Source organism: Psychrobacillus psychrotolerans (assembly GCF_900115805.1).
GTDB lineage: Bacteria > Bacillota > Bacilli > Bacillales_A > Planococcaceae > Psychrobacillus > Psychrobacillus psychrotolerans.
The window spans coordinates 133,257-158,104 of the sequence record NZ_FOXU01000005.1; the positions used below are offsets into that span (position 1 = coordinate 133,257).

Annotated in this window: 23 protein-coding genes; 17 read left to right on the forward strand and 6 right to left on the reverse strand. The window is 36.8% G+C overall.

Annotated features, from left to right (window positions below; all coding sequences use genetic code 11):
• Positions 1-13 precede the first annotated feature (13 nt).
• The 7 genes from BM260_RS11415 to BM260_RS11445 all read left to right on the forward strand — a co-directional run bounded on the left by BM260_RS11415 (position 14) and on the right by BM260_RS11445 (position 6,826).
• Positions 14-952, forward strand: coding sequence for a dipeptidase (locus tag BM260_RS11415; protein WP_093537478.1), 939 nt, complete (start codon positions 14-16; stop codon positions 950-952).
• Positions 953-1,106: 154 nt separating this feature from the next.
• A complete protein-coding gene (locus tag BM260_RS11420) occupies positions 1,107-1,580 on the forward strand; it encodes a hypothetical protein (protein ID WP_093537479.1) in 474 nt (157 codons plus the stop codon).
• Between the two features lie 13 nt (positions 1,581-1,593).
• Positions 1,594-1,971: a YobA family protein gene (locus BM260_RS11425; RefSeq protein ID WP_093537480.1), complete on the forward strand. Its 378-nt coding sequence runs from the start codon at positions 1,594-1,596 to the stop codon at positions 1,969-1,971.
• A gap of 119 nt (positions 1,972-2,090) precedes the next feature.
• Positions 2,091-3,263, forward strand: coding sequence for an MFS transporter (locus tag BM260_RS11430; protein ID WP_093537481.1), 1,173 nt, complete (start codon positions 2,091-2,093; stop codon positions 3,261-3,263).
• Positions 3,264-3,395: 132 nt separating this feature from the next.
• On the forward strand, positions 3,396-4,436 hold the full coding sequence (locus BM260_RS11435; RefSeq protein WP_093537482.1) for a hypothetical protein: 1,041 nt from the start codon (positions 3,396-3,398) through the stop codon (positions 4,434-4,436).
• A 57-nt stretch (positions 4,437-4,493) separates the two neighbouring features.
• A complete protein-coding gene (locus tag BM260_RS11440; RefSeq protein WP_093537483.1) occupies positions 4,494-5,099 on the forward strand; it encodes an alpha/beta hydrolase in 606 nt (201 codons plus the stop codon).
• Positions 5,100-5,272: 173 nt separating this feature from the next.
• Entirely contained in the window at positions 5,273-6,826 is a 1,554-nt protein-coding gene (locus BM260_RS11445) for a histidine kinase N-terminal 7TM domain-containing diguanylate cyclase (RefSeq protein WP_245762709.1), read from the forward strand.
• Between the two features lie 165 nt (positions 6,827-6,991).
• On the opposite strand, the gene BM260_RS11450 is transcribed toward BM260_RS11445, so the two are convergent.
• Positions 6,992-9,121 (reverse strand): MMPL family transporter, encoded by a 2,130-nt coding sequence (locus BM260_RS11450; RefSeq protein WP_093537485.1) that lies wholly within the window; start codon positions 9,119-9,121, stop codon positions 6,992-6,994.
• A 105-nt stretch (positions 9,122-9,226) separates the two neighbouring features.
• Here BM260_RS11450 and BM260_RS11455 point away from each other — a divergent pair, with 105 nt between their 5' ends.
• Positions 9,227-9,859, forward strand: coding sequence for a pentapeptide repeat-containing protein (locus BM260_RS11455; RefSeq protein ID WP_093537486.1), 633 nt, complete (start codon positions 9,227-9,229; stop codon positions 9,857-9,859).
• A gap of 71 nt (positions 9,860-9,930) precedes the next feature.
• On the opposite strand, the gene BM260_RS11460 is transcribed toward BM260_RS11455, so the two are convergent.
• Positions 9,931-10,929: an inorganic phosphate transporter gene (locus BM260_RS11460; protein WP_093537487.1), complete on the reverse strand. Its 999-nt coding sequence runs from the start codon at positions 10,927-10,929 to the stop codon at positions 9,931-9,933.
• Positions 10,930-10,941: 12 nt separating this feature from the next.
• Complete coding sequence (locus tag BM260_RS11465; protein ID WP_093537488.1) at positions 10,942-11,562, reverse strand: DUF47 domain-containing protein; 621 nt, start codon at positions 11,560-11,562, stop codon at positions 10,942-10,944.
• Positions 11,563-11,850: 288 nt separating this feature from the next.
• On the opposite strand from BM260_RS11465, the gene BM260_RS11470 reads away from it, so the two are divergent.
• The 7 genes from BM260_RS11470 (at position 11,851) to BM260_RS11500 (ending at position 19,436) form a co-directional block, all read left to right on the forward strand.
• Positions 11,851-12,369: an NfeD family protein gene (locus BM260_RS11470; protein WP_093537489.1), complete on the forward strand. Its 519-nt coding sequence runs from the start codon at positions 11,851-11,853 to the stop codon at positions 12,367-12,369.
• A 19-nt stretch (positions 12,370-12,388) separates the two neighbouring features.
• On the forward strand, positions 12,389-13,906 hold the full coding sequence (locus BM260_RS11475; protein ID WP_093537490.1) for a flotillin family protein: 1,518 nt from the start codon (positions 12,389-12,391) through the stop codon (positions 13,904-13,906).
• Between the two features lie 126 nt (positions 13,907-14,032).
• Positions 14,033-14,968, forward strand: a complete 936-nt coding sequence (locus BM260_RS11480; protein WP_093537491.1) for an HD-GYP domain-containing protein — start codon at positions 14,033-14,035, stop codon at positions 14,966-14,968.
• Between the two features lie 14 nt (positions 14,969-14,982).
• Positions 14,983-16,359 (forward strand): class II fumarate hydratase, encoded by a 1,377-nt coding sequence (fumC, locus tag BM260_RS11485; RefSeq protein WP_093537492.1) that lies wholly within the window; start codon positions 14,983-14,985, stop codon positions 16,357-16,359.
• 339 nt (positions 16,360-16,698) lie between these two features.
• Entirely contained in the window at positions 16,699-17,190 is a 492-nt protein-coding gene (locus tag BM260_RS11490; protein WP_093537596.1) for a PCYCGC motif-containing (lipo)protein, read from the forward strand.
• Positions 17,191-17,460: 270 nt separating this feature from the next.
• Positions 17,461-18,150, forward strand: a complete 690-nt coding sequence (locus BM260_RS11495; RefSeq protein WP_093537493.1) for an ABC transporter ATP-binding protein — start codon at positions 17,461-17,463, stop codon at positions 18,148-18,150.
• Positions 18,150-19,436 (forward strand): ABC transporter permease, encoded by a 1,287-nt coding sequence (locus BM260_RS11500; RefSeq protein ID WP_093537494.1) that lies wholly within the window; start codon positions 18,150-18,152, stop codon positions 19,434-19,436. Before BM260_RS11495 ends, BM260_RS11500 begins: the two co-directional genes overlap by 1 nt.
• A gap of 50 nt (positions 19,437-19,486) precedes the next feature.
• On the opposite strand, the gene BM260_RS11505 is transcribed toward BM260_RS11500, so the two are convergent.
• Genes BM260_RS11505 through nhaC form a run of 3 tightly spaced genes read right to left on the reverse strand, consistent with a single transcriptional unit; the run spans position 19,487 to position 22,382 of the window.
• Complete coding sequence (locus BM260_RS11505; protein ID WP_093537495.1) at positions 19,487-19,750, reverse strand: hypothetical protein; 264 nt, start codon at positions 19,748-19,750, stop codon at positions 19,487-19,489.
• 36 nt (positions 19,751-19,786) lie between these two features.
• On the reverse strand, positions 19,787-20,950 hold the full coding sequence (locus tag BM260_RS11510; protein ID WP_093537496.1) for a class I SAM-dependent methyltransferase: 1,164 nt from the start codon (positions 20,948-20,950) through the stop codon (positions 19,787-19,789).
• A 52-nt stretch (positions 20,951-21,002) separates the two neighbouring features.
• A complete protein-coding gene (gene nhaC / locus BM260_RS11515; protein WP_093537497.1) occupies positions 21,003-22,382 on the reverse strand; it encodes a Na+/H+ antiporter NhaC in 1,380 nt (459 codons plus the stop codon).
• A 173-nt stretch (positions 22,383-22,555) separates the two neighbouring features.
• On the opposite strand from nhaC, the gene BM260_RS11520 reads away from it, so the two are divergent.
• Together BM260_RS11520 and BM260_RS11525 are read left to right on the forward strand one after the other, a co-directional pair.
• Positions 22,556-24,187: an AMP-binding protein gene (locus BM260_RS11520; RefSeq protein WP_407691713.1), complete on the forward strand. Its 1,632-nt coding sequence runs from the start codon at positions 22,556-22,558 to the stop codon at positions 24,185-24,187.
• Between the two features lie 83 nt (positions 24,188-24,270).
• On the forward strand, positions 24,271-24,789 hold the full coding sequence (locus BM260_RS11525; protein WP_245762710.1) for an RDD family protein: 519 nt from the start codon (positions 24,271-24,273) through the stop codon (positions 24,787-24,789).
• Positions 24,790-24,848: the final 59 nt, after the last annotated feature.

Here is a 24,848-nt window from a genome sequence, read left to right on the forward strand (position 1 = left end):
TTAGGAGGATGAAATGAAAGTTTATGATTTACATTGTGATGTGCTGTATAAATTAGCGAAAGCAGAGGGTCCTATGTCATTTGTTGACTCCCCCAAACTACAAGCTAGTAAAAAAAATTTAGAAGCTGGGGAAATAGCTCTTCAAGTTTTTGCTGTATTTGTCTCTGAAGGCTTTCCTAAGGAACAACTATTCCTGGAGGCAATTCGTCAAATTGAATTTTTCCACACGGAAATTGTAGGAAAGCATGACAACATCATTCCAATATATGAGTGGGAACAGCTTAAAACATTAAAGGATGGACAGATTGGGGCCGTGTTATCTCTAGAAGGATTAGATATGATAGGTGGGGACCTCTATAAGCTAAAACTACTCTTGTCCCATGGAGTGAAGTTAGTAGGTCTTACTTGGAACGGAGCAAACAAAGTAGCAGATGGTTCTTTCGAAGAATCGGGTACAGGATTAACACCATTTGGAGAAGAGGTCCTCTCTTTGTTGAACGAGCAAAAAGTAATTGTGGATGTCTCCCATTTGAGCGAACAATCTTTTTGGGATGTTCTTCCTAAAGCAAAATGGTTGATGGCAAGTCATTCTAATAGCAGGACTCTATGTGATTCAGCCAGAAATTTAAACGACAAACAGATAAATGCACTTATTGCCAGAAATAGTCCAATCCATGTGGTGTATTACCCACCTTTTATAAATGGTGCAGAAAAGTCAGTAGTAGGGTTAGAGGACTTAGTAAAACATATTGAACATATTGTTTCACTAGGTGGTAAGCATTTGATAGGATTAGGTTCTGATTTTGACGGGATCAGTGAAGTTATTTTAGGATTAGAGGATGCATCTAAAACACAAAATTTAGTTATGAAGTTATTAGAAACCTATACAACAGAGGAAGTCGTAGGAATCACATCACAGAATTTCGAACGATTTGTGATGGGCATTAGTTAGGAGGTATAAATTTGGGGAGTTTACCCGATTGGTTTTTTGCAGTAGTGATTGGAGTTGTTATTTGTTTCGTTATTTTAGCAGAATGGTGGACGCGAAGAGGGTAAAGAGTGTGCTATACTAGGTAAATGAAAAAACGTATAGAAAGAGGAATCGCATGTTAACATTTGAAGAAAAAGAATTAATTATCCAAGAATTTTCGGAGCTAGTTCGTAAAGAAGTATCGATGAAGCGAGTAAATTATCATTACGAAAAGAGCTTATATGAAAAAACAACAGTTGTTTATCATCTCCATCCGAATGGAAATGGCTTTGTCTATGTAGGAGATCTTCCTCAATATGAAGAAGCTGATGACAAAGGATTGTTGAATATTCGTGAAGCTTCTGCTGATGAACTTAGAGCAATTATTAAAGATTCGATTGCTTATCTTTCAACAGAGGAAGAAGAGCTGCAAGATGAAGAAATAGAAGAAGTGTGGAAAAACAAAGAAGATTCTACACTAACATTATTACAAGAAGATACACTATGGAATATCTATCATGGATATAACTTAGAAGAAAGCTTTGGTTCTTACAGCGAAGCAAAAACTTATCTATTAGCAGAAGGCTTCCGCCTAGACAGCAAAAGATAAGGAGGTTCCTACTATGAGAGGGAAATATACGGTAGGAATATTAATAGCCATTCTATTAACAGCGATTGGTGCTAGCTTTTATTTTATCATGCAATTTTTTGAAGATAATCCAAATCAACCTCAACAACCGACAAGTTTTACAGAGGGAATTATTATCGATATGCAAGATACTTCTGTTTTAGTAATTAGTGGTTTATCAGTTGACGATGCAAAAATTATGTCGGTAGAAGAGGCATTAGAAGCTGGTAAAGATGCTATATGGTTTTCTTTGGCGATGGATCAGCGTAGTAGACTAAAGTTACATGATGAAGTGAGGGTTGGATATACTACTCTCAACGAATCATATCCTGCTAAAGGGACTGCAAGAACGATTGAAAAGTTAAATGAGTAAATAAAACAAGGCTATCTTCCACCAGTTTTTCTTGGTGTAAGGTAGCTTTGTTGTTTATGAGAATAAATCATGTTAATCTATTCCTTATGTATTAGTGTGATGGAAGAAAGAGGGATAGGATGACGAAAGAACAACGAAAGAAATTATTTATATTAATGATTAATATGTTTATAGCTATTGCAAGTTTTGGAATTGTTATTCCTATTTTGCCAGCCTATTTAAAATCTATCGATCAAGGTGGGATAGCAGCTGGTCTAATGATTTCTATATTTGCTGGAGCGCAACTTATTATGTCTCCGATTGCAGGTAAATGGGCTGATAAGTACGGAAGAAGAATTATGATTATAGCAGGTTTAAGCGGACTTGCATTGTCGATGTTTGTGTTTTATTTCTCGGATTCTATCGGAGTTTTATATGTTTCGCGTGCAATTGGTGGAGTTGGAGCTGCGTTATTGGTGCCTGCTATTTTTGCATATGTAGCGGATATCACTACTATGGAACAACGTGCTAAAGGAAATAGTTTAATATCTGCGGCCATGTCCTTAGGTATAGTAGTGGGACCTGGGATTGGTGGGTTTTTAGCGGAATTCGGCTTAAAAATGCCGCTTCTAATTTCTGCGCTAGTTGGAGTTGTTGCGGTAATCTTTTCTACCTTAGTACTGAAAGAAAGTAAACCAGCGGATGTAGTAACACCAGATGGTAAATCTGAAACTATGGTAAAAGAGATTGCTCAATCATTTAAAAAGCCATACTTCATCCCACTTGTTATTACATTAGTGATGAGCTTTGGACTACTTGCTTATGAATCGGTGCTAGGACTGTTTGTTGATGATCAGTTTGCTGCCTCACCACAGGATATTGCGTGGATGATCACAGCCACTGGAATAGTAAGTGTAATAATTCAAGTATTCGTAGTGGATAAAGTTGTTAGACGTTTTGGTGAAGCAAATGTGTTAAGAATTTTTCTAGGCGTAGCAGCATTTGGCTTCCTTCTGTCTATTCTAATTTCTAGCTATGCATTTTTCTTTGTCATTACGATGATTATTTTCTTGTCCACTTCGATTCTGCGTCCTGTGCTGACAACCTTAATCTCTAAATTAGCTGGAAATGAGCAAGGATTTGCGATGGGTATGAACAATGCGTATATGAGTATAGGGAATGTTCTGGGACCATTGCTTGCTGGGGCATTATATGATGTGAATATTATTTATCCATTCGTGTTAGGACTTATTGTACTAGTAATTACAACGATTGGTTCTATTATTTGGAAGGGTCCAAAGAAAATAGCTTAAGAGAAGCTGCTCCTAAAATGAGGGAGCAGCTTTTTTGTCATTAAAATGTGCCATTATTTAGAATATTACTATAGATTTCCAGGTGAAAAGAAATATATAATTTAAGAAAGGATATATAAGGGAGGGGATTTTATGGTTTATCGTAAAAACAAATACGCAAACATGGCCGTTGCTTTACTTTTCCTAGTTCTTTCCAGCAATTTTCTTATTTATCAGTCCACAGTTCTAGACTTTTTCTCTATACAACTAAATACTGGAGCTGTAGTAGGATCACTAATTGATTTAGCCATTATCGTGCCACTTTTAATGTTTGTAGCTTTTAAATTATCTATCAAGCAAACAATTGGAATAATGGTAGCAGGATTAGTTATAGCAAGATTACTCATACCCAACGAATTGTTCACTCCGTTTACTGGAATACTATATGCTGGTATCACAATTGAGATACTCTTAATAGTCGCAGAAATAGCCTTAATCTTTTTAGTCATTTGGAAAATACCCAAGATTCGATTGCAGATGAAACAAATGAATGAGAAAGCATTGTACAGTTTACTTCCTGCAGTTGAAAAAGTAGTGACTAAAAATATATTAATTCGGGTTCTCATGTCGGAGCTTTTAATGCTATATTATGCGTTTTTTACGTGGAAGAAGAAAGCCCCTCAACACGAAGGTGTTGTAACAATGCATAAAAAAAACAGTGCAGTAGCCTTCCACTTGATGTTGATCCATGGAATTATAATCGAGACAATAGGGTTCCATTGGTGGTTACATGATAAATCTATCATTCTTTCAATAATATTATTAACCTTAAATATATACTCAGTACTTTTTTTTATGGCAGAAATTCAAATTATGAAATTACACCCGTTGGAAGTGAAAAATGGGAATCTATATATCTCTAAAGGGCTTAGCACTAGAATTGTTGTCCCGCTTAATCTGATACATGAAGTTGAGTGGGGAGCAAAAGTTCCAAATAAGCATACAGTACAGTTTGTTTATAAAGATTTTGAGACTGTTGAGCCAGATGCCATTATTCACCTGAGCAATCCTATTGAGACAACTATGTTCATGGGTATAAAAAAAAGCATTTCGGAATTTGCTATTAGGATTGATGAACCAGAGCAACTAAAATTAATCCTCTCGAATCGAGACGATCCTAATAGTTTGACCTAGAAATAAGCATCCGTTATAATTATCTCAAATTCAAGATAATTGAGAGGGAGTTATAATATGAACCATATATTTTATAAAGGGGAAGATTCCTCTAGACCGACACTTTTACTTTTACACGGGACAGGTGGAAATGAGCATGATTTAGTAGGTTTAGGTAAAGAAATAGATGCAGCTGCGAGTATTTTAAGTGTCCGTGGAAATGTATTGGAGAATGGCATGCCCCGATTTTTTAAACGCTTAGCAGAGGGGGTCTTTGATCTAGAGGATCTTCAGCTTAGAACGGAAGAGTTAAAACGTTTCATCGATGATGCAGCTGTAAAATATGAAATAGATCGAGATAATATAGTAGCGATTGGTTATTCGAATGGCGCTAATATTGCAGCAAATCTTTTATTTGAATTTGAAAATGTATTAAAAGGTGCTATTCTTCATCATCCAATGGTTCCTAGACGTGGTGTAGAAATCCTAGAAATGCAAGAAACACCAGTATTCATCGGTGCTGGTAAGAATGATCATATGTGTCCAGCCACAGAGTCAGAGGATCTACGGGAATTATTGCAAGGAGTAGGAGCAGAGGTAGAATTATACTGGCATGCCTATGGTCATCAATTAACACAAGATGAAGTGCAAGCGGCGAAACGCTGGTACCAGTCGAAATTCTAATAAATAAAGCCATGCAGAAAGTATTGTTCTGTTTGGCCTTTTTTTATGGTTAAAAGAGAAGATATATTGATAATAAAAGAGGACTGTTACCCGTAATCATCTCTAGTCAGGTGTTTATAATTTATATATAATAAATGTTATTAAATGAATAAAATGGAAACGGAGAAATATTCTTGTCACACATTCTGATCGTCATATTGGCGGGTACAATAAGTTTGTTTCTAAGCTTTTTTCTACGAGTAAAAGCTAAGGATGCTCCAGGTGTACAATCTTATATTAAAGTTACACTCTTATCATCGATTTTCACATTTGCTTATGCTTTTGAATTGGCAAGTACCTCCTTAACGGAGATGAAATTTTGGCTTGGGATCGAGTACCTTGCAATGCCTTTTATACCAGTATTTGTCCTGTTCATGTGTTTGGAGTATGTTGGATACAAAATTAAAACCTGGATATATACACTTTTCGTTATTCCTATCACTACGGTATTTATGATGCAAACAAATGACCTACATCATCTTTATTATAAATCGATGAGGATTAATAATAATGGCCCATTCCCTTTATTAGAGTTAGAATGGGGGCCCTGGTTTTATGTTCATGCTATTTCCCTGTTATTATGCTTAACAATATCCATCCTGGTATTGCTAAAGGAATACCGTAAGTCTTTGTTTTTGTTTCGTATGCAAACTGCATTGATGGTGGCGGGGTTACTTACTCCGATAATAGCGAATTACTTTTATCTAAATGGTTCAAGTAATGGAATTGATGTTGGACCAATATCTTTGAGTATTACTTTTCTGTTTCACGGTGTGGCTCTTTTATCATTGAAAATGTTCAATGTGGCACCTATTGCTAGAGAAAGTGTATTTGAGAGTTTAACAGAGGGCATAATAGTATTAAATCAAAACAGGGTGGTCGTCGATTTTAATAAAGCTATACTCAATGTCATCCCGAATATAATGCCACATCATATTGGTAAACCAATTGCAGAAGTTCTTAGTAAAAATCCTATACTTTGGTCAAATTTAGATGAAGAAGTGGAGTGTGGCTATACTAGCATCTTAGAAGGAAGAGCTACACACTTCCGTGTAAATTTCTCAGAGGTGCTAAACAAAAGTGGATTACTGGTCGGTAAAATTATTACGTTTGTAAATGTTACGGAAAAGGTGCAGATGGAAGAAAAACTAAAACAATTAGCAAGTATGGATGGATTAACACAGATATTTAATCGCACATTTTTTATGAGAAAATCAGAAATGATTTTTGATGAATTAATGAGAAGTGGCGGAAGTATTTCCGTTATCATGTTTGACATCGACTATTTTAAGAGGATAAATGACACGTTTGGTCACGAGGCAGGGGATAGGGTGTTGACTCGTGTTACAAGCGTAGTAAAGGAATACTTGTTAGTGAAAGACTGTATAGGACGATATGGTGGAGAAGAGTTCGTTATTTGTATGCCGGAAACCTCTTTAATCGAAGCGACGAATAGAGCGAATATTATTAGACAAGCAATTGCAGAGAGTTCCACCATTGTGAATGGGGAGGAAATTGTCGTGACTTCAAGTTTTGGTATATCTAATGTAATGCTAGAAGTATGGAATGATAGCTACTCCATCCCACAACTAATAAGAGAAGCTGACCAAGCATTATATGCTGCCAAACATAAAGGTAGAAACCGAGTGGAGATTTATGAGGTAAACGAACATTTGGTAGAGTTATAGTATACTTAACTCTTCAAAAGGACAAGTGCACATCAGCAAAAGCCTAGTTCATAATGAACTAGGCTTTTATTAGATGGGTATAACCTTTTTTCTTTAACAGAGCCTTTTTTAAAAAAACAAGCACCGTATTTTTACGGTGCTTGTGACATAAGTGAACTGCAACTATTAATGAAGCTTTTTGGCTTTATAAGGTCCTTTTCTAAAAGGTAGCCACCAATTCCATTTGCCAAATAGTTTCATAAGACTTGGTACAAGTAATAGCCTGATGATGGAAGCATCAATCGCTACGGCAATTGCGATGCCGACACCAATTTGTTTAACGGGCATTACCTCAGTAAATGCAAAAGCCCCTGTAATAACAATCATGATTAAGGCAGCGGATGTAATAATCTTACTTGTTGAGGTCAAACCGTCAACAGTTGCCAAAGTATTATTTTGATGCTTCATGTATTCTTCCTGAATGCGGGAGATTAAGAAAACTTCATAATCCATACTTAAACCAAATACGAGACTAAATACAATAACAGGAATAATTAATGCAATTGTAGTTTCCTCAATTCCAAAGTGGCCGTACTGGAATATATAGACGAGAATTCCAAAAGTCGATGCAAGACCAATAATATTCATAATGATTGCTTTCAATGGTATTAAAATGGAACGGAATGCAATCATCAAGATGATAAAAGTAGAGCCTAGAATAATCGCTAATAACCATCCTACTTTATCAAATATCTCATCGAAAATTTCTTGGTTGAATTTAGGTTGGCCCCCTAGCTTAAAGTCGACACCTAAATCTTTTTCAGCCCACTCTCGTGCCCAATCTTGTGCTTCATTGGAAGATCCATTTAAGTTTAAGGTTACTGGTACTAGTAATTTGTTGTCTTGAACAAAAGTATCAAGTAATGGTGAGAGCTGTGCTTCCACCTCTGGAACCATTAGACTCTGTTCCCACTGCTCTACAGTTGGGATCTCACTTGCTGTGAAGATAGTGTCAACCGTGGTGACATCATTATCTTCAAGTAGTCTCTCTTCAATTTTTTTAATATCTTCTAAGCCGGCAGTACTATCCCAGCCATCTGTTCTCTCAGCAATCATATAGACAGTCGATTGATCACCTAGACCAAACTCTTGGTCCATTAGTTCATATGCTTGTCTAGAATCATAAGTTTTTGGAAGTGAATCGACCTGTGGAATTGTCAATTCCATATTCTTCACAGGAATTATTCCGATACCTAACAAAATTAGTGCGACAAGTATTAATGTCACGGGACGCTTCATGACAAATGAAGCGAAGTTACGCCATTTAGTTGTAGCACCTGGTTTAACACGAATAATTGTCCATTTGTTTATACGTTCTTTTAATAGCATTAATATAGAAGGAAGCAAAGTAATAGACGAAAGTACTGCAATCGTTACGACAAGCATTCCACCAAGTGCAATGTTTTGGAATATCTCTACTTGCATAACAAGCATAGCTCCCAAACCAATAAATACACAAATTGCTGAGAAGATGATGGATCTACCAGCAGTTTGGATAGCGGTTTGTACAGCGTCTATTGTGGAATTCTTGGCAAGTTCCTCTTTGTAGCGATTGATGAGTAATAGAGCAAAATCAATACTTAATGCCAATCCGAGCATTGGAATAATGTTCATAACAAAAATGGATAAATCCATCGTCTCACTAAATAAGGTCATCACACCGAAAGCGGATACCACTGTGACAATTCCTATAGCAAGTGGGATAAATGCTGCAACGACACTACCAAACGCAAGAAGTAATACAATAATTGCTATTGGTAATCCAATTGCCTCTGCACTCGCTAAGTCTTTCTGACTAGCACTATTAATATCTTTGTTAATAGCAGCACCACCAGTTAACGTAACGCCTTTCTCCCCGTCAATAGCTTCTCTGATGTCATCAACTGCACTTGTCATATCGGCATCTGAGTCGAAGTGAAGCATGGCATAGGCTACGTGATCTTTATATAAAGCGTCATCCTCTAAAGGAGATTGAATAGATTCTGCAATCTCAAGTTTTTCTATCTCCTGTAACGTTTCTTTGATGGTATCATCGGATGTTTGGTCAAAAACCACGAAAAGGGACTCAGCAGGAAAATCAAATGTTTTCGTTAATTCATCCATTACCTCTGCGTGTTCCCCATCGGTACTAAATCCATCACCTTCCAATAGTCCAGGCAAACGAATAGCTAATACAGCTAAAGCGGCAAATAATAATAACCAAATACCTAGTATTACCTTATAGTGACGAGTCACTATTTTAGACAAGCCTTTCATGTAATTCCTCCTCCATTAAAACCTAGTTACATTGTAAAGCAAACAAAGACTAAAATACTAATATAATGGTAGAATATGAAGAGCAATTCCACAGGAGGGATTTCATTGAAGATAGCAGTACCAAAAATATCAAAATCATTACAAGAGCTAGATGTGCGACAAGCACTGTTGGAAGATTATTATGTATCAGATGGATTGGTCACTAAGCTAGAGTTAGACGAGGAGCAAGAAGATAAAATCGTTTTCGATCAAATACATTTTCGGGATATCTCTATGGAAGGTGTTCGATTTCAACAAGTAGAGTTTATTGATTGTATTATTGAAAAGTGTGACTTATCCAATGTGGATTTTGGGAATGCTGTATTCCATCGTGTAGAAATTCTTAGTTCGAAGTTAGTGGGAGCTAACATATCACAAAGCAGGATGACGGATGTAAAAGTAGTAGATACGGTTGCCAACTATGTGAGTTTGAGTTTTTCCAAATTGAAAAAAGTCTCCTTCACTAAAACGTCATTCAATCGTGCAGATTTTATAGAGACGACGTTTGATAAAGTAAATTTTGAAGGCTGTGAATTAAATGAAGCAAATTTCAATGGCACAGCTCTAAACGGTGTAGACTTAAGCTCGAATACATACGAACAACTAACCGTATCATTGGATAAAATGCAAGGTTGTACTGTATCCACAGAACAAGCAATCGGCTTTGCCAAATCATTAGGTTTACAAATTAAAGAATAAGTTGTTTTAGGAGAGTTCTAATGAACAAAAAATGATCCCTTGTCCAAAAAGACAAAGGATCATTTTTTATATTAAAAGAATAAATTTAATGCTAGGAAAATAATGCCTGCCATTACAGCGGAAATTGGTAAAGTGATAATCCATGTTAAAACAATTTTTTTCGCAACTCCCCATTTTACACCTTTCACACGTTGAGCAGATCCAACTCCCATAATAGCAGAGGATATAACATGTGTAGTGGAAACTGGTAAATGAATAGTGGTAGCTCCGAAAATAATCATTGCAGAAGACAAGTCAGCTGCCGCTCCGTTAATAGGACGTATTTTCATGATTTTACCACCAACAGTTTTAATGATTTTATAACCACCAATAGAAGTACCAAGTCCCATTGCAGTAGCTGCAGCAATACGAACCCATAATTGAATATCATCATTTGTTTGCCATTCTGCAGCGATTAAAGCCATCGTAATAATCCCCATTGCTTTTTGCGCATCATTTGTACCATGCGTAAAGGATTGAAGGGCAGCAGTCCCAATTTGGAATATACGGAACTTCTTGTTTGTCCCATATAAACTACCGTTTTTAAATATTACTTTAAATAATGACATCATTAAGAATCCGACAGCAAGGGCTAGAAATGGTGAAATAAGTAATGCTTGAATGATTTTTATGAAACCTTCCCAGTTTAATATTGCAAAACCAGAAGATGCCACTGCAGCACCGGCAATAGAGCCGATCAATGTATGTGACGAACTGGAAGGAATTCCGTAATACCAAGTAACTAAGTTCCAGATAATTGCAGAGAGTAATGCAGCTAAAATGATTAGCGAGCCATTTTGCAGAGCAAAAGGATCTACAATATCTTTTGTTATTGTTTTAGCAACTCCCGTAAAGGTTAAAGCACCTACAAAGTTCATAGCAGCTGCCATTAATACTGCCACTCTAGGTTTCAATGCTCTTGTGGAAACGGATGTGGCAATGGCGTTTGCAGTATCATGAAACCCATTGATGAAATCGAATGCAAGAGCAAAGACTACTACTAGAATGGTTAATATAAATACTGTTTCCATAAAGGTTTACTCCTACGCGTTTCGCATGATAATTGTTTCCAACGTATTTGCAACGTTTTGGCAATAATCAGCGATTTCTTCTAATTGTTCATATATATCTTTAAATTGAATAATGCGAATTGGATCTTTTTCATTTAAGAATAACTGTTTAATCGATGAACGAAGTACGTCATCACATTTTCTCTCGTAATCTTTGATAAGGATGGAATGCTCATGCATCTTCAAAAGTTTTTTACTCGCTAGAAGCTCCATTGCTTTCACAATTTCATCTGTACTTTTCACGATATACCCTAAAAATGTACGCATAGATTCATCAATTTCGATTAATGAAAACATTTCTAAATGAGCGGTAAAATTATCAATACCATCTAAAATGTCATCCATACGTATCGCAAGTTCAAGAATATCTTCACGCTCAATTGGAGTCATAAAGGATTTATTTAACATAACGATCAATTCGTGTATTAATGTGTCTCCAGCAGTTTCGTAATTTTTTAAATGTACGCTGATTTCTTTTAAATCTGCAACCGTATTAATGCGGAAGTCATCTGCATAGTGAGCACTATCACGTACGTTTTCGGCAATTTTTAATAGAGACACGAAAAATGGATCGGGTTTTTTTGAACTAATCATAAAAGCCTCCTGGACTTAATTAATATATTTACTTTTTCCTCAAATAGCATAACAAAAAAATTACTAAATCAACACATTTTTTACTCTAGATTATACAAATTTACAATCCTGTAACATTAGTTCGACAAATTAGAACTAATATACGTATTTTTTGTTGAAAATGGAGGGTTTTTGACAGAATTTAAAGAATAAGCGAAAAATTTTACGCAATATTAAGTTCTCACAAAAAGTAGAATATATGAAACCTTCTGATTTTAGTTCCGTATATAGTACAAAGAGATTTATATAATGGAAGAGGTGATTGAAATAGAACAATTCTTTTTATATGGCCTAATTGGTATTGGACTAATTACAATTTTGTATGTGTTATTTGCAGATGCAATTGATGGAATGGACAATGGAATATTAAATCCAACAACGGTTCTTTCCTTCCTATTATTTATTTGTGCATCCGGTTTTATCTTATTGAAGCTAACAGAATGGGACGAAAAAATTGTCATTGTAGTAGCTCTTATTATTTCTAGTGTATTAACATTTTTACTTTACTTTTTCATACTAGTTCCGCTCGCTTCTGCAGAAGTATCGACAGCATATACGGATGAGTCACTTCAAGGACAGGTTGGAAGAGTTATTGTCCCGATACCAATAGACGGGTTTGGTGAAATAGTAATTGAAACAGTCAATGGGATCATTTCTAAAAGAGCGACAGGTTATGACAATGAGGAAATAGATTATGACAAAAAGGTGTTAATTATTGATGTAGACAAAGGCACCTTTTTAGTAAAAGAATATGTACCACTAGTATAAATAATAGGGGGAATTAGAAATGCAAATGGAAATGTTTATTGTTATAGGAATAGTAGTTTTTGTGATTATTGCCATTTTAGCAGTTTTTGTTACTAAGTATCGTACAGTTGGTCCTGATGAGGCACTAATTGTAACGGGAAGTTATTTGGGTTCTGGAAATGTACACACAGATGAATCTGGCAACCGCATTAAGATTATTCGTGGTGGTGGTGCATTTATCTTCCCAGTGTTTCAACAAGCAAAACCACTTAGTCTACTATCTAGTAAATTAGAAGTTACTACACCTGAAGTATATACGGAACAAGGTGTTCCAGTAATGGCAGATGGAACGGCAATTATTAAAATTGGTGGTTCTATTTCGGAAATTGCCACTGCAGCCGAACAGTTTTTAGGTAAGTCGAAAGAAGATCGTGAAAACGAAGCCAAGGAAGTATTAGAAGGTCATCTTCGTTCTATATTAGGTTCCATGACTGTAGAAGAAATTTATAAAAATCGAGATAAGTTCTCACAGGAAGTGCAAAGGGTAGCTTCTCAAGATTTAGCGAAAATGGGATTGGTCATTGTATCATTTACTATCAAAGATGTACGTGACAAAAACGGATACTTGGATTCCTTAGGGAAACCAAGAATTGCGCAAGTAAAGCGTGATGCAGACATTGCTACTGCAGAAGCTGAAAAAGAAACTCGTATTAAACGGGCAGAGGCTTCCAAAGATGCGCAAAGATCTGAAATAGAAAGAGCTACGGAAATTGCTGAATCCGAAAAAGATAACCAGTTAAAGGTAGCGGAATATCGTCGCGAATCGGATATTGCCAAAGCCCGTGCAGACCAAGCATATGAATTAGAAACGGCGCGTTCTAAGCAGGATGTTATTGAGCAAGAAATGCAAATTCAAATTATTGAGCGTCAAAAACAAATAGAACTAGAAGAAAAAGAAATTCTAAGAAGAGAGAAGCAATATGATTCTGAGGTGAAGAAAAAAGCCGATGCAGATCGCTATGCTATTGAACAAAATGCAGAAGCTTCTAAGTCTCGTGAAATGGCAGAGGCAGATGCGGAGAAGTATAGAATAGAAGCTAAAGCAAAGGCTGATGCGGAGAAGGTACGCTTAGATGGTCAAGCAAAAGCAGATTCTCAGCGGGCACAGGGTGAATCAGAGGCAGATGTTATTCGATTGAAAGGTCTTGCCGAAGCAGAAGCTAAACGTAAGATAGCAGAAGCTTTTGAAATGTACGGTCAAGCAGCTGTTCTCGATATGATTGTTCATATGCTTCCTGAGTACGCTAAACAAATTGCAAGTCCTCTTGCTAATATTGATAAAATTACGGTTGTGGACACTGGTAGCGGAGAAGGTGGAGGAGCTAACAAAGTCACCTCTTATGCAACGAACTTGATGTCTACTCTTCAAGAAACTCTAAAAGCATCTTCTGGAATTGATGTAAAAGAAATGCTTGAAAGCTATGCAGGTAAAGGGAATATACGTCCAAGTATTGACCGTTTAACGGAAGAAATAATAAATGTAAATGAAACTCCATAACGTTTTAATGAAAAAAACCTATGAAAATGTTCATAGGTTCTTTTTATTGTATTTCTTTTAAGTTAATTGAATTGTATAATAAAAGCAGATAAAGCAGAATGTTGTCATAGGTATGGGGGATGAAATATGTTAACCGTTGAACAAATACAGGATATACGTATAAAAGCATACCTACCGAGAGTATTTACCGATCAATCGGTTACAACCTATCTTGGAAGTGCAGAAGATATTTCTTACTCTCTATATACATTGTTTCCTAACACAACAACTTGGGTTTATAATAACTCAAATAATTCCGCTGATTTTGTAGAGCGATATACGATTTTAACTGGTGTTTTAGACATAGATTGCGATGGACAAAAGTCTATATTGCATCAAGGCGATGTCATTGATGTCAATAAGTGTACTGGAGTCGTCACCTGTAATGCAGAATCACATGTCGAGATTTTATTTGAAATGACTTCTTCGATATTTGAAAAAAGCTTTTCTGAGCGTGAAATTATCCAAAGAGATGCTAAACGTATTCAAGAAGTAGACGGATATACTTATCATCATTGCTCGCGAATTCGTGATTATTCTATCGAACTCTGGAAAAAAATGAGACCAGGTCGCCAAGGCGTTGCTATTATATCGATGGGTTCGTACTTTCATGATATAGGTAAGTTGGCAATTCCTTTAGAAATACTAAACAAAACGGGTAAGTTAACTGACGAAGAATGGAAAGTCATTAAAATGCATACAACTCTAGGGGCAGAAATGATGCGTAATCATGAAATTGAACGTATACGAAAAGCCGCTTTTATTGTAGAAGAACATCATGAAAGGTATGATGGAAAAGGATATCCATATGGCTTAATAGGAGATGAAATTTCTATAGAGGCTTCGATTGTTTCTGTAGTAGATGCATTTGATGCAATGACTACGAATCGAATATACCGCAAGGCGATGACCATTGAGGAAGCGATCCAAGAGATGAAAGATGGAAAAGGCACTCAATTTCACCCAGAGGTAGTGGATGAATTTTTAGCAATGTTGGAAGAAAAACAAAATAAATGGATTTAAAAGGAGCGAGGTTAATGTCTTATCGTATTGAGCATGACTCTATGGGAGAAATAAAAGTTCCAGAAGATAGTCTTTGGGGAGCCCAAACTCAAAGATCCAAACAAAATTTTAAAATTGGTACAGAAAAGATGCCAATTGGCGTAATTCATGGATTGGCCCTTTTAAAAAAATCTGCAGCGGTTGTAAGTCATTCGTTAGGCAATCTGTCGGAAGCGAAAAAAGATGCTATCGCAGAAGCAGCAGATGAAATATTAGCTGGTAAACTAGATGCGCATTTTCCTTTAGTTGTATGGCAAACAGGTAGCGGTACTCAATCTAATATGAATGTTAATGAAGTGATCGCTTACAGAGGGAATCAGTTATTAGAGGAAAAGGGAAGCGAAGAGCGTCTTCATCCGAACGATGATGTAAATAAATCACAAAGCTCCAATGATACTTTTCCAACGGCGCTTCATATTGCTGGAGTACTTGCAATAGAAAACCAACTACTCCCAGCAATTGATGTCTTGAAGGAGACATTAGGAAAAAAATCCGAGCAATTTATGGATATTATAAAAATCGGTCGTACACATCTACAGGATGCGACTCCTCTATCAGTAGGACAAGAGTTTAGTGGCTGGCATCGGATGCTAGAGAAATCAGCAAAAATGATTACACAAAGCGTAGAAGATATGAAGGAACTTGCAATTGGTGGAACAGCCGTTGGAACAGGTTTAAATGCTCCCAAAGGCTTTGGTGACCAAGTGGCAGCAGAAATTTCTAAAGCACTAGGAATCGAATTTACCTCTGCTAAAAACAAATTTCATTCGTTAACAAGTTATGATGATGTTGTTTATGTCCATGGTGCTGTAAAAGCATTAGCTGCAGACTTGATGAAAATTGCAAATGATGTACGTTTACTTGCAAGTGGACCGCGTTCAGGTATTGGAGAAATTTCTATTCCAGAAAACGAACCAGGAAGTTCCATTATGCCAGGTAAAGTAAATCCAACTCAAAGTGAAGCGATGACAATGGTTGTTGCCCAAGTAATGGGGAATGACACAACGATCAGCTTTGCAGCAAGCCAAGGAAATTACCAATTAAATGTCTTTAAACCAGTAATCATTTACAATTTCCTACAATCAGTTGGATTATTAAGTGATGCTATTCTTAGCTTTAATAATAATTGTGCAGTGGGAATTGAGCCTAACTTAGATACGATTAAGCACCATGTAAATAACTCATTAATGCTCGTAACAGCATTAAACCCATATATCGGGTATGAGAATGCCGCTAAAATAGCTAAACATGCACATAAAAACGGTACAACATTAAAAGAGGCAGCAATCGAGCTAGAACTTCTGACTGCTGACAAATTTGATGAAATCGTAAAACCGGAAAATATGATTTAATATTAAAGAAAAGCGAAAGCGCCTATGTAAGCCCTGAAAAGCGCTGGAAGAAATGCAATAAAGGCGGTTTTTGCCTTTATTCGCAATTCTGAAGCGACTCGAAGGGCTAGGCGCTGTAGCTAGACAGAAAGAAAAGCGAAAGCGCCTATGTAAGCCCTGAAAAGCGCTGGAAGAAATGCAATAAAGGCGGTTTTTGCCTAGGGGAAGTCAGTCTAAGTTCGCGACGTCGTGTCGCAATGACTGACTGACCCGCATCGTGCGGCCCCGCAAGTCTGAAGTGACTCGAGGGATAGGTGCTGGAGCTAGACTGATAATATGTAAAAAGGATTGTATATGATTATGAAAAAAGTATTACTTATGTTACTAAGCGGTATATTATTGCTTTCCGCATGTGGACAGGAAAATAAGCAAGAAAATCATGAAGAACACGAGGATCATGTTGGTCATCTAGAAAATGGGGATTTACAAGAAACAACAGCTTCATCAGATATATTGCCTGCATTTTTAGATGCTCAGTCCGAGGACATGAAGCTCGTTTATCAAGCAGCTGCAAAAGCGAATGATGTACTAAAATGGATGCCTTGTTATTGTGGTTGTGGAGATAGTGCAGGACACAAAAGTAATTTCAACTGCTTCGTCCATGAGATAAAGGAAAATGGAGAGGTCGTTTGGGATGATCATGGAACTCGTTGCGCAGCCTGTTTAGAAACAGCTATCGCATCAATCCAAATGATACAAGAGGGTAAATCACTAGTAGAAATTCGTAATACAATTGATGAAACGTATAAAGAAGGCTATGCAAAACCAACCGAAACACCGATGCCCTCATAACTAAAAAATAAACTGCTCCTTCTCACATTTCGTGAGAAGGAGCAGTTTTTAAATACCATCATTTTAGTAACTGGTGAATAAATATGATCCTTGAAATCATCTAATGTAATCATCACTGACCCTAGCTCCTCAAATCTTCCAGAGCTATTCAGGACTACCAGGCCCCCTCCGCATTTCAGACTATCTTAAGAATTTCTTCATTTTTATCCTTCTAAAATGTTAAGAAATGAAGGATACAATGAAATGAGTAGTGAAACGGGAGGTAAAAAGATGATAAAAGTGAAGCAAGTGAATCATACATTCCTAATAGGGAAAAAAGGAAAGGAAAAGAAAGTACCGGTCTTAAAAGGCTTATCCTTCGAAGTGGAAAAGGGAGAAATCGTGGCAATTATAGGGAAAAGCGGCTCGGGTAAGTCAACTTTGCTTCATACGATAGCAGGGTTTATGAGCCCTGAACAAGGCTCCATAACAGTAAATGGACAGGAAACAGCTAATTTAAATGAAACAGAAAGAGCAGCATTCCGATTAAATAACTTCGGCTTCATCTTTCAAAATTTTCAACTGATGCCTGGATTAACGGCTTTTGAAAATGTAGAACTACCACTAAAACTAAAAGGTATATCCGCTAAGCAAAGAAAAGCGAGTGTTAAACAAATGATGGACAAGGTAGGTTTGACAGAGGTTGGAGATCATTATCCAAATGAATTGTCGGGGGGACAGCAGCAGCGTGTAAGTATTGCTCGAGCATTAATAACGAATCCACCGATATTATTTGCAGATGAACCAACGGGGAGTTTAGATTCTGAAACGGAGCAAGATATATTATTGCTAATACAAAATTTAAATCAAACGCTTGGTGTAACGTTTGTAATGATTACACACGATGAGGAAGTTGCTAGTATTGCCCATCGAACATTTAAAATGCGCGACGGGGAATTAGTGAAGGGGGATTTACAGTAATGTTATTTAAAGATCAGGTCGATTTTGTTCGCCAACATATTAAGAAAAATAAATTACGTGTATTTATGACTATTCTTGCCGCAACGATGGGTTGTGCATTTTTAATCGTATTAGCTTCTATTGGATTTGGTATTCAAGATACGATGCGCAAGGAAATACTGCAAGATCAAGCCATCACGCAGGTAGAAGTTTTCCCGAGTGAAAATGAAGAATTGAATCTTAAAGAAATCAAAGCTGTACCATTTATTGGAGCAATCGTCCAAAGAACTAGCATGGATACAATGACAAGCTTCCATTTTGAGGATCGAATGATGTCAGGAGACTTGCGCTTAACTGACATGAAAGAGGAAGAACAATCAAACCTTAAATTATCAGAAGGACGATTGCCCAAAAATGAATCGGAGATAATAGTAGGGTATCACTTTGCTAAGAACTTGTGGACAGATGCAGAACGTATAAAAGTAGAAGAGGGAGTAGAGGAAGCGGATCTTCCTAAGGGATATGAAAAGTCGATTATAGGTAAAGAAGTTTCTCTATCCTTACAACCGTATGAATCGGACGGTGCATTTCCAGAACGGTGGGATTTTACTGTAGTTGGAGTGATGGAAAATCCAGCAAAAGATTGGATAGTAGATTCAAGCATTCTAATGGATGAATCATGGTTACCGAAATTAACAGCAGCTTATGAAGCAAATGGAGAACAAGTTCCTGAAATTTATACAAACACAAAAATTTATACATCTAGTTTAGAGCATGTGAAATCAGTTACAAAAGATTTAAAGGATATGGGCTATAACGTCTTTTCTGTATCAGAGCAATTAGAACAGATCGATGTATTTTTTATGGCTTTTAAAATTGGACTAATCTTTGTTGGGACTATTGCAATTCTTATATCATCTATAGGTATTTTCAACACAATGACAATGGCCGTAACTGAACGAACTCGTGAGATTGGCGTGATGAAAGCAATCGGAGCTAGTCCTAAGCTAATTGAACGATTGTTCCTGATGGAAAGTGCGTGGATTGGGATAATCGGAACTCTACTAGCGATCGTTATTTCCTACGCAGTGAGCTTCCTAGCTAACTGGTTACTCCCGCTGGTTGTTGGCGCTGCTCTAGGAGAGGATGAGTTCTCAGATTTATCTATCACGTTCTCGTTAATCCCTTGGCAGTTAGTGCTTCTTGCATCAGCTATGAGTATCGGAGTCGCAATGATTTCTGGTTGGAGACCAGCTCGCAAAGCAACAAAAATAGACGTGATTCAAGCATTACGTCAGGAGTTATAAAGAAAAGAGTGAGTAAGAAGTGTCTTAAGACATTTCTTGCTCACTCTTTTTTATACGGAAATCGTAAAATAAGCGATAAACAGTATAAACACAACGACTGCATTTATTAAATTATATTTAGTTCTAGAGATCGGTTTATTTAGTTTATCCGATTTATTTATTAATACAATCCCCAGATAGGTGACGAAAATTGCCAAAAACAAAGCTAATATTGGAGGCATTGCATAAACGCGGGCATCAATAAAATGCACAATAATAATTGCGATGGCCATAGCAAAACCATAAGCCACTTTTTTAATTGTTGGTTCTTTCATCATAAGATCCTCCGGCGGCATAGTATTTCAATCTTTTCAATTCAGATAATCTTTCAATTCATTCTCCAAAAATGGTTTTGCATTAAGTAGCTGTTTAAATTGCTGATAACTTGCCATTTGTTCAGAGGTAGGTTTTTTCCCTGTTTTATAGGCACGTATCAATATGTTTTTAGGGGTGTTTTCCATATCGATAAATTCTACTAATTGTGCTTCGTACCCGACCATATTTAAAATCTCTGCTCGAATGGAGTCCGTCGCTAAAGCAGCGAAACGTTCTTTTATCAAACCATGTTTTAACATTATATCTAGACCAGGTGCTTCTAGCTGTGTATTTAATTCGTGCTGACAGCAAGGTACACTTAATATAACACTAGCACTCCATTTAACTGCTCTGGCAAGTGCCATATCAGTTGCCACATCGCAGGCATGAAGCGTCACCACCATATCTACCGCAGTTTCGTCATTATAGTCATTTATATCTCCTACTAGAAACTCTAACTGCTCGTATCCTAAATCATTGGCTATTTGAGCACATTCTTCAATTACTTCTTTTTTCAAATCAAGACCAGTAACTCGAATATCGAGTCCTTTTTCGATTTTCAAGTAATGATACAGTGCGAATGTCAAATAAGATTTACCTGAACCAAAATCGAGAATTCTAACGGCCTTATCCTTTGGTAAATAGGCAAGGGTGTCATCGATAAATTCGATAAAACGATTTATTTGTTTAAATTTATCGTACTTTTGCTTTTTGACTTTTCCATCTGCTGTTTGGACACCTAAGCGTATAAGAAAAGGGTATGGTGTATTCGCATCCAATAAATAATTCTTTTTACGGTTATGAGAGAGGTCTACAGCTTTAGAGACAGTGGCTTTTTCTGATTTCCACATAACTTTGTTTTTCTTGGAAAGCTGAGCCTGTACTTTTTCCTCTCTGAAATCTATATGAAACTGACGGAACTGTTCTAAGAGTCCATCTAATGTCTCTGAAAAAGCATCTAAAGCAATATTCTCATGCTTTAATATTCTTTCGTACTGGTATTCTAATTGGATATGATACGTATTCTTTATCTCGATTGGTTTCAATTTTACACGTTTCACTTCATTAGACTTTGCGCGTGGTTGACTAATAGTTGCCGTGACTAACTGCTTCGTTATTATTTGCTCAAGCATGTATTCTTTCATTTCTTGAAATTCCATAAAATCGCCTACTTTTTCGTAATATACTTGGAAATAGTGTATCACATCGACTTCATTTATTATAAGTAAGTGTTTTGCCAGTCAGTCCAAACAAAATGGTGAGCACCGGACAAAGTAAACAGAAGAAGGCAAATGGCAAGTAATCAATTGTTGAAACAGATAGTACGTCTGTTATGAAGATTCCACATACACTCCAAGGGACTAGTGGATTTACTACAGTCCCCGCATCCTCCATCACACGAGCAAGGTTTTTGTTTGCTAACCCAACTTTTTGGAAATGGGCTTGAAAGGTTTCGCCTGTCAATAAAATAGACAAGTATTGCTCCCCGATTAGTACATTCACTCCTATAGCTGTGAAAGCTGCAGCTGAAATGACCTTTCCTACACTCGTTAGTAAACTTTCTATTTTCCGTAGTAAACTTTGCACTATTCCTAAAGTAAATAAAAGCCCCCCCATACTCAAAGCCAGTAAGACTAAGGAGATAGTGAACATCATGCTAGTCATTCCACCTCTAGATAATAAGGAGTCAACCGCTTCTAAACCAGTTTGAGATGTATAGCCGCTAAATAGGATGTGTAATACTTCACTTGCTGTGAAAAACTGATGGAAATAAGCTACAACTATTGCGCTTGCTGAAGTGAGAGCAAGTGCTAACATAGCAGGCACTTTTTTGGCAGAAAGTACAATGAGCAAAACTAATGGAAGTAATGAATACCAATGGACCATACCAGTTTGAAGTAGACCTTCTTTCAGTGTAGTTATTTGCTCTAATTGTTGAATTTCTTTGTTAGGCGAAAGTAGTGCATATCCAGTTATCGCTATAAAAAATGCTGGGATTGTCGTCCAGCCCATATTACGTATATGTTCAAACAGATCAACGCGAACTATAGCTGAAGCTAGATTCGTGGTATCTGATAATGGAGACATCTTATCTCCGAAAAAGGCTCCTGAAACGATGGCCCCAGCAGTAATAGCCAATGAAATATCCATAGCACTTGCTATACCAACAAAAGCAACACCTACTGTGGCAACGGTTGTTAATGAACTGCCAATAGCAAGACCGATAACGCATGTTACTAAAAAGACTATTGCAAAGAAAAAATGAGGTGAAATTAACTTAAATCCTATATAAATAAGCGTCGGAATAGTACCGCCAATCATCCAGCTACTTATTAAAATTCCTATAAAGAAAAAGATGAAAACAGCGCCGAGTCCCGTTTTAGAACCTTCTATTAGTCCTTCTTCCAATGACTCGAATGGAACCCTTTTTAATAGCCCATAACCAATTAAAAGTAGAATGGCAAATAAAATTGGTAAATGTGGTACAGCATCAAATTTTATAATACAAACTACCATCAAAGAAACTATTAACAAGATTAGAAATAATGCCTCTCGAAAAGGAGGCGTAATTGTAGATGAAATTCGAAACATAAAATATCCTCCTAAACTAATTTTAACACTTTGGCGATTCAACGCTTTCAATCACTAAAGTAATTAGGATTTTACCAGGTTTCAACAAACTGTCAATCGGAAAAGGAAAAGTCTATTTCATCAGAATTTTGTGATAAAATAGAGTGTATATAAACAATCAAGGGGTGATTGGTTTGTTAAATGAAAAAACAGTTGGGGAAATTGTGAAAGAAGCAGCCAGGAAATTTCCAGATATAGAAGCGTATGTGTATCCAGAGCATGGCATTCGAAAGACGTATAAGGAGTTTGACAAAGAAACGGATGAGCTTGCAAAAGCCTTTATCGGTATGGGCATTCAAAAAGGGGAGCATGTGGCCATTTGGTCTGACAATAAGAGAGAGTGGTTACTCAGCCAATTCGCAACAGGAAAAATGGGTGCCGTACTCGTAACAGTGAATACAAATTATCAAGAGAAAGAACTAGAATACTTGTTGCAACAATCAGATGCTACGACGCTCATATTATGCGAATCTTTTAAAGGAACATCCTATTTAGATATTGTCCTTGCAATTTGCCCGGAAATTATTCATTCAGAAAAAGGCAATATTCTCTCAGAAAAGTTCCCGCATTTTAAAAGAGTCATAGTAATGACTGACAATGAGTATAAAGGTATGTATTCATGGGCGGAGCTATTATCACATGCAGATAAGGTGTCGGACGACACGTTGGAGAACGCATTGAAGTCACTTCATAATGAAGAAGTGATTAATATTCAATATACTTCTGGAACGACTGGTTTTCCAAAAGGTGTAATGCTTTCGCATAAAAATGTAGTAAATAACGGACAACTCGTAGGCGACTATATATATTTAACAGAAGAAGATCGTCTTTGTATTCCAGTTCCTTTTTTCCACTGCTTTGGGTGTGTAATGGGAACAATCGCATCTGTAACACATGGAACTACCATGGTCATTATCGAGCAATTTAATCCAGGTAAAGTACTTCAAATAGTTCAGGACGAAAAATGTACAGCATTGCACGGGGTACCAACAATGTTCATCGCAGAATTGAACCATCCAGATTTTAAGCAGTTTAAATTGTCTACACTGCGAACAGGTATTATGGCAGGCTCTATTTGTCCAATTGAAGTGATGAAAAAAGTGATCACCGATATGGGTGCAAGTGAAATAACAATAGCTTATGGACAAACAGAATCCTCTCCGGTCATTACACAAACGAAGACGGACGATCCTATTGAGAAGCGAGTGTCATCTGTCGGGAAGCCTCATCCTGCGGTTGAAGTGAAGATTATAGATCCACTTACAGGGGAAGATACACCAACTGGAGTCCCTGGTGAGCTTTGTACCCGAGGTTATTTAGTGATGAAAGGATACTATAAAAACGAACAAGCAACTAGGTCGGCAATTGACCCTAATGGTTGGCTTCACACGGGTGATATCGCAGTGGTGGATGAGGAAGGGTATATAGATATCACGGGACGTATTAAAGACATGGTAATCCGTGGTGGAGAAAACATCTATCCAAAAGAAGTAGAAGAATTTTTATATCAGCACCCTAAGGTCCAAGACGTTCAAGTAGTTGGAGTACCTGATCCTAAATACGGAGAAGAGCTTATGGCATGGGTTATTCTAAAAAGCGGCGAACACATAACTTCTGATGAATTAAAAGAATACTGTAAAGGGAAAATTTCATATCATAAAATACCAAAGTATATTGAATTCATAGAGTCATATCCAATGACAGCTTCAGGCAAAATTCAAAAGTTTCTCCTTCGTGAAATGTCTAAAGAGAAGGCCAAAGTATAATTCGTATTATTTCCTGGGAAATCGACAAATTTCATGTGAATAGAAAGGTAAGAAAACAAATCCATTACGAGGAGTAACTTTAAGTGAATGTGAATGCAACTTTCATAATGCGATTCAAAGCGTTTATGCTGGATTACTTGCTTATATTTGCCTACTTGAGTGTGCTTGCTGTCTTCAATATATTTGTATTTCCTTCTGTACAGAGTTTGTTTATTAACTCACTTGTAGTTGCGCAGTTCACAGGATTTCTAATGGTAACATTGCCGGTTTCGCTCTATTTTATTATTAGTGATTCAGTGCTAGGGAAACAGTCCATAGGCAAGAAATATATGGGAATTAAAGTAGTCAATAAACATAATCAAAACCTTTCGATACTCCAGTCCGTTTTTAGAACCATTGTGAAATTTCTCCCTTGGGAACTTTCACATTATCTAGTGTATCGCCTGATTTACCTTGGAGATGCAGAAGTTCCAATTAGCTACTATGCAATTGGTGGAATTATCTATGGGCTTATGCTTGCTTATATCCTTACCGCTCTATTTAGTAAGCGTAAAAAATCACTTTATGACATGGTTGTCGAAACACAGGTTATTAAGGTGTGATCTTAGTAATTGAGAAGCATCAGTTTTCCGATCGATGCTCTTCATATTTATTGATATAC

Excerpts from the sequence above, each read along its gene's own strand:
- BM260_RS11465 (WP_093537488.1), bottom strand. The coding sequence starts at position 11,562 with ATGATTAGTTCAAAAAAACCCGATCCATTTTTCGTGTCTCTATTAAAA.
- BM260_RS11505 (WP_093537495.1), bottom strand. The coding sequence starts at position 19,750 with ATGAAAGAACCAACAATTAAAAAAGTGGCTTATGGTTTTGCTATGGCC.
- BM260_RS11500 (WP_093537494.1), top strand. The coding sequence starts at position 18,150 with ATGTTATTTAAAGATCAGGTCGATTTTGTTCGCCAACATATTAAGAAA.
- fumC (WP_093537492.1), top strand. The coding sequence starts at position 14,983 with ATGTCTTATCGTATTGAGCATGACTCTATGGGAGAAATAAAAGTTCCA.
- BM260_RS11490 (WP_093537596.1), top strand. The coding sequence starts at position 16,699 with ATGAAAAAAGTATTACTTATGTTACTAAGCGGTATATTATTGCTTTCC.
- BM260_RS11425 (WP_093537480.1), top strand. The coding sequence starts at position 1,594 with ATGAGAGGGAAATATACGGTAGGAATATTAATAGCCATTCTATTAACA.
- BM260_RS11440 (WP_093537483.1), top strand. The coding sequence starts at position 4,494 with ATGAACCATATATTTTATAAAGGGGAAGATTCCTCTAGACCGACACTT.
- BM260_RS11430 (WP_093537481.1), top strand. The coding sequence starts at position 2,091 with ATGACGAAAGAACAACGAAAGAAATTATTTATATTAATGATTAATATG.
- BM260_RS11470 (WP_093537489.1), top strand. The coding sequence starts at position 11,851 with ATGGAAGAGGTGATTGAAATAGAACAATTCTTTTTATATGGCCTAATT.
- BM260_RS11435 (WP_093537482.1), top strand. The coding sequence starts at position 3,396 with ATGGTTTATCGTAAAAACAAATACGCAAACATGGCCGTTGCTTTACTT.
- BM260_RS11475 (WP_093537490.1), top strand. The coding sequence starts at position 12,389 with ATGCAAATGGAAATGTTTATTGTTATAGGAATAGTAGTTTTTGTGATT.
- BM260_RS11450 (WP_093537485.1), bottom strand. The coding sequence starts at position 9,121 with ATGAAAGGCTTGTCTAAAATAGTGACTCGTCACTATAAGGTAATACTA.
- BM260_RS11495 (WP_093537493.1), top strand. The coding sequence starts at position 17,461 with ATGATAAAAGTGAAGCAAGTGAATCATACATTCCTAATAGGGAAAAAA.
- BM260_RS11460 (WP_093537487.1), bottom strand. The coding sequence starts at position 10,929 with ATGGAAACAGTATTTATATTAACCATTCTAGTAGTAGTCTTTGCTCTT.
- nhaC (WP_093537497.1), bottom strand. The coding sequence starts at position 22,382 with ATGTTTCGAATTTCATCTACAATTACGCCTCCTTTTCGAGAGGCATTA.
- BM260_RS11420 (WP_093537479.1), top strand. The coding sequence starts at position 1,107 with ATGTTAACATTTGAAGAAAAAGAATTAATTATCCAAGAATTTTCGGAG.
- BM260_RS11480 (WP_093537491.1), top strand. The coding sequence starts at position 14,033 with ATGTTAACCGTTGAACAAATACAGGATATACGTATAAAAGCATACCTA.
- BM260_RS11510 (WP_093537496.1), bottom strand. The coding sequence starts at position 20,950 with ATGGAATTTCAAGAAATGAAAGAATACATGCTTGAGCAAATAATAACG.
- BM260_RS11415 (WP_093537478.1), top strand. The coding sequence starts at position 14 with ATGAAAGTTTATGATTTACATTGTGATGTGCTGTATAAATTAGCGAAA.